Annotated in this window: 11 protein-coding genes and 1 pseudogene; 9 read left to right on the top strand and 3 right to left on the bottom strand. The window is 56.9% G+C overall.

Annotation, left to right across the window (positions count from 1 at the left end):
- Window positions 1-668 (bottom strand): annotated as a pseudogene (locus tag D1227_RS20205) (IS3 family transposase); the annotation flags it as partial.
- A gap of 38 nt (window positions 669-706) precedes the next feature.
- Between D1227_RS20205 and D1227_RS20480 the strand changes: the two are divergent.
- The 5 genes from D1227_RS20480 (at window position 707) to D1227_RS13765 (ending at window position 3,985) form a co-directional block, all read left to right on the top strand.
- Window positions 707-1,000 (top strand): GIY-YIG nuclease family protein, encoded by a 294-nt coding sequence (locus D1227_RS20480; RefSeq protein WP_119405056.1) that lies wholly within the window; start codon window positions 707-709, stop codon window positions 998-1,000.
- Between the two features lie 285 nt (window positions 1,001-1,285).
- On the top strand, window positions 1,286-1,852 hold the full coding sequence (locus D1227_RS13780) for an antirestriction protein ArdA (RefSeq protein WP_158586654.1): 567 nt from the start codon (window positions 1,286-1,288) through the stop codon (window positions 1,850-1,852).
- 3 nt (window positions 1,853-1,855) lie between these two features.
- Window positions 1,856-2,332 carry a hypothetical protein gene (locus D1227_RS13775; RefSeq protein WP_119405054.1) on the top strand — a complete coding sequence of 159 codons (477 nt, stop codon included), beginning with the start codon at window positions 1,856-1,858 and terminating at the stop codon, window positions 2,330-2,332.
- A 330-nt stretch (window positions 2,333-2,662) separates the two neighbouring features.
- Window positions 2,663-3,418: a class I SAM-dependent methyltransferase gene (locus tag D1227_RS13770; protein WP_119405060.1), complete on the top strand. Its 756-nt coding sequence runs from the start codon at window positions 2,663-2,665 to the stop codon at window positions 3,416-3,418.
- 6 nt (window positions 3,419-3,424) lie between these two features.
- Entirely contained in the window at window positions 3,425-3,985 is a 561-nt protein-coding gene (locus D1227_RS13765; protein WP_119405053.1) for a manganese efflux pump MntP, read from the top strand.
- Window positions 3,986-4,008: 23 nt separating this feature from the next.
- On the opposite strand, the gene D1227_RS13760 is transcribed toward D1227_RS13765, so the two are convergent.
- Window positions 4,009-4,665, bottom strand: a complete 657-nt coding sequence (locus D1227_RS13760) for a cytochrome b/b6 domain-containing protein (protein WP_119405052.1) — start codon at window positions 4,663-4,665, stop codon at window positions 4,009-4,011.
- 109 nt (window positions 4,666-4,774) lie between these two features.
- On the opposite strand from D1227_RS13760, the gene D1227_RS13755 reads away from it, so the two are divergent.
- Window positions 4,775-5,296: a helix-turn-helix transcriptional regulator gene (locus D1227_RS13755; protein WP_119405051.1), complete on the top strand. Its 522-nt coding sequence runs from the start codon at window positions 4,775-4,777 to the stop codon at window positions 5,294-5,296.
- Between the two features lie 301 nt (window positions 5,297-5,597).
- On the top strand, window positions 5,598-5,921 hold the full coding sequence (locus tag D1227_RS13750; RefSeq protein ID WP_119405059.1) for a DUF736 domain-containing protein: 324 nt from the start codon (window positions 5,598-5,600) through the stop codon (window positions 5,919-5,921).
- A gap of 90 nt (window positions 5,922-6,011) precedes the next feature.
- On the opposite strand, the gene D1227_RS20060 is transcribed toward D1227_RS13750, so the two are convergent.
- On the bottom strand, window positions 6,012-6,182 hold the full coding sequence (locus D1227_RS20060; RefSeq protein ID WP_199288328.1) for a hypothetical protein: 171 nt from the start codon (window positions 6,180-6,182) through the stop codon (window positions 6,012-6,014).
- Between D1227_RS20060 and D1227_RS13745 the strand changes: the two genes are divergently transcribed.
- Together D1227_RS13745 and D1227_RS13740 are read left to right on the top strand one after the other, a co-directional pair.
- Entirely contained in the window at window positions 6,138-6,332 is a 195-nt protein-coding gene (locus D1227_RS13745) for a helix-turn-helix domain-containing protein (protein WP_233349707.1), read from the top strand. The genes D1227_RS20060 and D1227_RS13745 overlap by 45 nt on opposite strands.
- 4 nt (window positions 6,333-6,336) lie before the next feature.
- Window positions 6,337-6,834, top strand: a complete 498-nt coding sequence (locus D1227_RS13740) for a S26 family signal peptidase (RefSeq protein ID WP_158586653.1) — start codon at window positions 6,337-6,339, stop codon at window positions 6,832-6,834.
- The last annotated feature ends 88 nt before the right edge of the window (window positions 6,835-6,922 follow it).

The following is a 6,922-nucleotide window of genomic DNA, read 5'->3' as shown; positions in this document are numbered from 1 at the left end:
AGTGCGGTCTTGAACAAAATCGTACGACCAGACATGGCCTTTATAGGCAGGCCTGAGACGGACACATGATCCATCGTTCAGCCAAAGCCGCCCACGTTTGGGTTGTTTCTGTGGGACTTTCAGCCCCTCACGTCGCCAGATGCGATAAACGCGTCCTTCGCTCACCGACCATATATCGTCATTAAGAAGAGCGGTGATGCGTCGATACCCATACCGACCGAAGCGTTCAGCCAAGTTGATGATCGCATCTGTCAGTGCGGCCTCATCTGCTCTGGGTGTCGGGACACGTCGTTGCGTTGAGCGATGCTGGCCGACCACGCGGCAAGCTCGGCGTACTGAGACGCCAAGCTCTTCCACCACGTGATCGACTGCGATGCGCTTACGTGAGGGGCTTAGAACTTTCCCCGCACGACTTCTTGAAGGATTTGATTGTCGAGCGTGAGATCAGAAACTGCTCGCCGTAAGCGGGCGTTCTCCTTCTCAATATCCTTCATGCGTTTAGCCTGGCCGATTTGCAGGCCGCCATACTCCTTGCGCCAGCGATAATAAGACTGCTCACTCACGCCGATCGCGCGCACAGCATGCCCAATCGTTTCACCCTGACTAAGGCGCACTTCAACTTCGCGCAGCTTTGCAATGATCTCTTCAGGCTTGGCTCTCTTGCCCATGGTTCAACTCCATATCAGAGCCGATCCTCTCTCAAAACATGGGCCAGTTTTTCGAAGGCAGTCCAGGTACAACTTCCGGGTATGTGGAAGACCGCGTCGCTCGTGCCGATACTCAGTCAACATTCCTGTTTGCGCCTGTCGAGATTGTTGAAACGTATGAGTTAACAGGTTTCTCCGCGAAGGAGGCCGAACAACGGATACATCGTGCTCTACGCGCTTTTCACGTAACTATCCGTGTGACGGGTCCAGACGGGCGAACCTTCAGAGCGACAGAATGGTTCAAGGCGTCACCTGAAGTGATTGAAGCTGCGATTCAAAAAGCATTAGCTTGATTTAGTCTGTTCCAGCTGGTGCGTTGAGTTGAGGCGTCACTAAGTCATTTCCTCTCATTACACCTCAAAATATCTTCCTCACAGACGGATTTGGGCAGACGGTGCGTCTGCCAGAGCGCGGTCGCCGCGCAAGGGGGCGGTTCTTTGTCCTGATTGATCGTCTATACGCCTCTTACCTTCAGCACCCCTTGCGCCGCGCCCTTATGCGCTCTGGCTGAGCACCTTTTCGCCGCCCACCCCCGCCTGATGCGGGAAAGAATGCGAGGCGGCGAAAAGGAGACTGACATGACTGACCAACTCGCTAACGCTGTACCTCTTGCAGCTATCACCGTACCGGCACGAGCGGAGAGGCCGCGCATCTATGTGGCCTGTCTTGCGGCTTACAATAATGGCTGTCTGCATGGGCGATGGATTAATGCGACAACGCCTGATGAAATCAGAAACGAAGTGCGAGCTATGCTTGCAGCTTCGCCGATCCCCGATGCGGAAGAACACGCGATCCACGATTATGAAGGCTTTGAAGGGGCAAACCTCTCCGAATATGCAAGCTTCGAGATGGTGTGCGAGCTAGCCGATTTCATCGATGAGCATGGCGAGCTTGGTGGCAAGGTGCTTGAGTATTTTGGTGAAGACCTCGCCGAGGCGCGCGCTGCCTTTGACGAGTATGCGGGCGAATACCGCAGCGCAGCCGAATTCGCCGAACAGCTGCACGAGGACATAGGAACCCAGATTCCGGAGAGCCTTAGTTATTACATCGACTGGCAAGCGGTTGCTCGCGACATGGCGCTGAATGGCGAAATCTTGGTTTTTCAGACCAGCTTCGATGAAGTTCATGTTTTTTGGAGCCGTTAAGCCATGACGTTCCGAACACGGTTTTCTGACTTCGTTTGCGAGGGCGATAGCCTCGCATGCGAAGTGGCGGGTTTCGAGATCGTCGCGCGGGTTGAGCGCGATGATTGCACCGATGCGCCCGACCAGCGACAGGACGGATTCTGGCCTTCGCTTTACAAAGATGCTCCCGGATTTATAGGTCCGGGCCCAAATCACCGAAAGCGCTTCGCCGACGCGCAGGCCAAGGCCGAAGCGGTCATGAAATCATGGCGCGAGCGTCAATGGTTTTATTGCGGGATCGTTCTTTCTGTCGCGCTCGAGAGCGTCCCGCTTGACCCAAATGCGGCGAGCCTATGGGGCATCGAAGCCAACTACCCGGGTAGCGACAATTCCTACCTGACGCAGGTCGCGCAGGAGCTTTTGCCAGAGGCCTTGGACGCAGGGTTCGCCGCCGCCCGCCGCCTTTGCGCGGCGCTCGAAACAAACGGAGCGCGCGCCTGACGGCGCGCCCCCAATCTCAAAACCAATCAACAAGCAAGGAGCCAGACCACGGCCCAGCCCAGACGCCGCCTGACGTTTCAGTCTCCTCGTCAGGCGGATGACGGAGCCGCTCGGTGACACTCGCCGGGCGGTTTTCCGCGTACGAATCCATACGGCCTGGGCGCTGGCAGAGGGTTCATTGATTGAACAGCGCTGAAAATTTCGCCCCGTCTTTGGGTTTCGCGGGGTCTTGTCAGGCTTCTCAACTAGGGAAGTCGGCGGCAAATTCAGATGGGCAAACTTCGCAAACAGCTTTAGTTCGACTGCTGTTAAAAAGACTTGGGGAATGCTGTGGACCCGACCGACCTTCTGATTGATCTTCACCTGCGCCAGCATCGTCAAGGGCCGGGCAGCGATGAGGCGACCCAGCGTGCGCTTGCGCTATCAGGACTGGAAATGGGCCGTGAGTTGAAGGTCGCAGACATTGGCTGCGGGACAGGAGCCTCGACACTGGTGCTTGCCGGTGCGCTCGATGCCGACATCACCGCCATCGATCTGTTCCCCGCGTTTCTTGAAGAATTGCAGCGACGGGCTTTAGCTGCGGGCGTCGCTGACCGAATCACTTGCACCGCCGCATCGATGGACGATCTGAACTTTGATGAAGGCGCGCTCGATGCAATCTGGTCGGAAGGAGCCATCTACAATATCGGTTTCGAAAACGGCATTCGGAAATGGCGGCGATTCCTCAAACCCGGCGGCACGCTAGCCGTGTCGGAACTGACCTGGCTCACAGAGACGCGCCCTTCGGAACTCACCGACCACTGGAACCGGGAGTATCCGGAAGTCGCAACGGCGTCGGACAAGATGCACCAGCTTGAAGCGGCAGGATACGTTCCGGTCGGCTATTTTCCCCTCGCGAAAGCTTGCTGGCTCGATCATTACTACCGACCCATAAAAGCCGCGCTTGATACCTTCCTTGAGTGGCATTCCGACGAGGCCATAGCGCAGGACATCATCGACGCCGAAAAGGCCGAGATCACGCTTTATGAGCGGTATTCGGACTATGTCAGCTACGGCTTCTACATAGCGCGCCGGTTCGATGACTGACGCAGCATGATCGCGCTTTTCCTCCTCAGTCTGGCGCTTTCCACCGATGCCTTTGCCGCATCGCTCGCACGCGGCGTTCGCGCCCGCGAGCGCCACTTGCCGACCGCGCTTGGGTCAGGCCTGATCTTCGGAACAACCGAAGGCGTGATGTGTCTTCTGGGCTGGGTTGGCGGCAGTGTGTTTGCCGGGTCCATTGCCCGTTTCGATCACTGGATCGCGCTTGTTCTTCTCGGGATCATCGGTGCACGCATGATCAGAGAGGGGCTTCAGCACGACACTGATGACGCGCCAACTGCGCGCATGACCCTGATCGGAACCCTTGTCACGGCGATCGGAACCAGTGTGGATTCCGCCACTGTCGGCGTCGCGCTCGCCCTTGCCGGAACCTCAGCCTATGCGGCCATCCTAATTGGTGGCGCGAGTTTCCTTGCCAGCACGGTCGGGTTCATGATCGGCCCGATGCTCGGCGCGCGCTTCGGGCACAGGGCGGAGATTGCAGGCGGGACGGTGCTCATCCTGATCGGAGCCTTCATCTTTTACGAGCACGCCGTTCTTGGAGCCGCTTGAGAACAGTTTGGCTTCGCGCACCTTCAGGATAGCGGCTTCTTTCTGCCGGTGAACATCGCCCGGACGAGGTTTTCGCGATGGGCAAAGCTTGATGCAACGACACCCAGAATATGCAGCGCGACAAGCCCGAGCGTCAGATACGTGAAGGCCGAGTGGACGGTTTCCAGGACTTCGCCGGACCCATCGTCGCCGTATTCGTGATCGTTCTCATCATCGTCTGAATAGGACCGCGTTTCCCGAACCGGATCGGCGCTGGACTGCTGCGTCGCCACGACCCCCGCCAGAGGGCCCCGACCGTCCTCGACCGCAAGCAGCGACATGCCGGAAAGGGTCGTTCCCGCTAGCGACAGCAAGAGTGCGATGATCATCGCCGCGCCTGCTGGATTGTGCCCGAGATGACGGTCCGCCTTCCCGGACATCAGGCCGCGAAGATACCGGAAAACGGCACGAGGCCCCGTCACGAAGGAAGAAAACCGGGCGTGTCTCGTGCCAAGCAGTCCCCAAACGAGGCGGATCACAACGAGGCTCGCAACCGTATATCCGGCCCAGTGATGGATCCCCTGAAACTCGTCGCCGCTGAGATAGGCGATGAAGAAGGCGATGACGATTGCCCAATGACCGATCCGCACGACCGGGTCCCAGACCCGGACAGTTTCCTTCGGTTTTTCCTCAGTGTTCATGATCACTCCTCGACGCTATAGCTTTGAGACATGGATATGATCGGGAGCGCTGGCGGCCTATTCGTCAAATGACAGGCAGGGTGTTTTCCCGAGCAGGAAAGGCCCGCCTATGTCGGATGACAGAGACCACAACCGGCTCCGAATTACCTCCGCGTTCGTATTCGGCGTCATCGCTCTCCTGATCGCCTCAGACCTTCTGCTCGACAGTCGCGATGGTGTTGGATGGTTTCATGTGGCTCTGGAAGGCAGTGTCCTGGTCGCCGCACTCGCCGGTGTGTTCGTGATGCTGAAGCGCTTCAGGCGCGTCGATGCGGACCTCGCCCTCGCGCGGGAGGATGCCGAGCGGTGGCGAGCGGAAAACCAGTCCCTTTTGCAGGGGCTGAGTGCTGCGATCCGCGAACAGTTTGATGCCTGGGGCCTGACCGAGGCCGAGATCGAAATCGGCTTCCTTTTGCTCAAAGGGCTTAGCCATCAGGAGATCGCCGACATCCGTTCGACGAGTGAGCGCACGGCGCGCGAGCAAGCCCGGTCGCTCTATCGCAAGGCAAGCCTTTCCGGGCGCAATGAACTCTCTGCGTTCTTCCTTGAGGACCTGTTGCAGAGTGCAGCGTCAGGCCGACCGGTCTCCTGACTGGAACCGACGCGACGCACCTGAACGGGTTCATCCGTTTCCAACCTATGCGTTTCGATCCCTTGTTTCCGTCTCATGCCGTGTGACCTGGACGATACCTGTCGGGCCCTGAAACCTGCCAAGCCAAGAAATTTCCTCTGCGCTTCGCGCATTCATCGCGAAACAAATTTCTTGCCCTGTCAGGTGCTCCACTGCGTTTCGCCCGTTCCGGTTCAGGCCCGCCCTGCATCGCCCCAGCGGTCCGGCGTCGACGGGGACAAGGGGTCCTCAAAGACATATGGAAACGAAAGGAACTTACACCATGGCCAACGCACTAGGATATGTCAGCGAAACCAAATCAGGCTTTGAAGGCGCTCTTGCAATGTTGAACCTCACAAGCTCAATCCGCATAGAAAAGAACGCCGAAAAAGCTGCTGACGGACAACCCGACTACCGCATCTATGCCGGTGAAACCTCAACCGAGATTGGCGGCGGCTGGCTTCGCAAAGCCAAGGCATCGGGCAGAGAATACGTTTCGATCACGCTGGCAGACCCTCAGATCGGCCCTCGCAAAATCTACGCGAACCTTGCCCCCGTGAAAGGCAAAAAAGGTCGTCACGTGATCCTCTGGAACCCGCGCGACTAGAGATAATCTTCTCTAAAAATCTGCCGCCCCGGAGACCCTCTCTGGGGCGTTTTTTGTTCCCGCAACACGGTTAATGTTAGGGCGTAAAATTCAGGCGGGACTTTTTACGGCTATAAATTCCGGCATGTGGCGGCATCCTTTTCGTCGAAAGGAAAAGACGAAAAGGAGCGCCAGATCATGGGAAGCAACAGTCAAAAATCCAAAGGCAGTGCCGAGTTGCCAGAACTTCTCACAGCGCAGGAAGCCGCCGAGTTTCTGCATCTATCACCCATTACCCTAAGTCATTATCGTTATCAGGGGCGCGGGCCAATTTACCGAAAACATGGTTGGCGCGTTTATTATACGAAAGCCGACTTGGTCGATTGGTCGGAAGGCCAGAGATGGGTTTCAACCGGCGAGCCTCTCCGGTGAAACCATGCGTCGATCATTCTTTCTTTTGATGATTGTAGGCGTATGCCTCGCGCTCTTTGGGATAGCGTTTTCACCCTCAGAAAAGCTTCTATGGAACCGAACGGCAAGCGCGCCGACAGGGCTTTATTGGCTGAATGACAACCCATTCACCCTTGGCCGTTGGGTTGTCGTTTCAGCCAAAAGCCCTGAGGCAGTTTGGGCAAGCGAACATGGGTTTGTCGGAAAAGATTGGCCACTCCTGAAGCGTATCGCTGGTGTGCCAGGCGATGAGATTTGCAGGGTAGATGGACGCATTCTCATTAACCAAACCCCTCATGGCATCGCAAGAAAAACAGATTCTATGATGCGAGATTTGCCTTCATGGGAAGGGTGTATCAGGCTCAGTAATAGCCAGATATTTTTGATGAATCCGCATCCGGCTTCTCTCGATGGACGTTACTTTGGGCCGACCAATGTAAGTGATATTCAAAGTTCAGCGCAGCTTGTGCTGGAGTGGCGCTAAATAGAGATGGCGGCGTTTTCCGGCATATGGCGGCATAAAGCGGCGAAACGAAGCGTTAGATCAGCCAGCAAACCCGAACGGGCAAGAT

This window comes from Henriciella mobilis (genome assembly GCF_003576315.1).
In the GTDB taxonomy this organism is placed as follows: Bacteria; Pseudomonadota; Alphaproteobacteria; order Caulobacterales; family Hyphomonadaceae; genus Henriciella; species Henriciella mobilis.
This window is presented reverse-complemented; position numbering and strand designations above follow the sequence as displayed.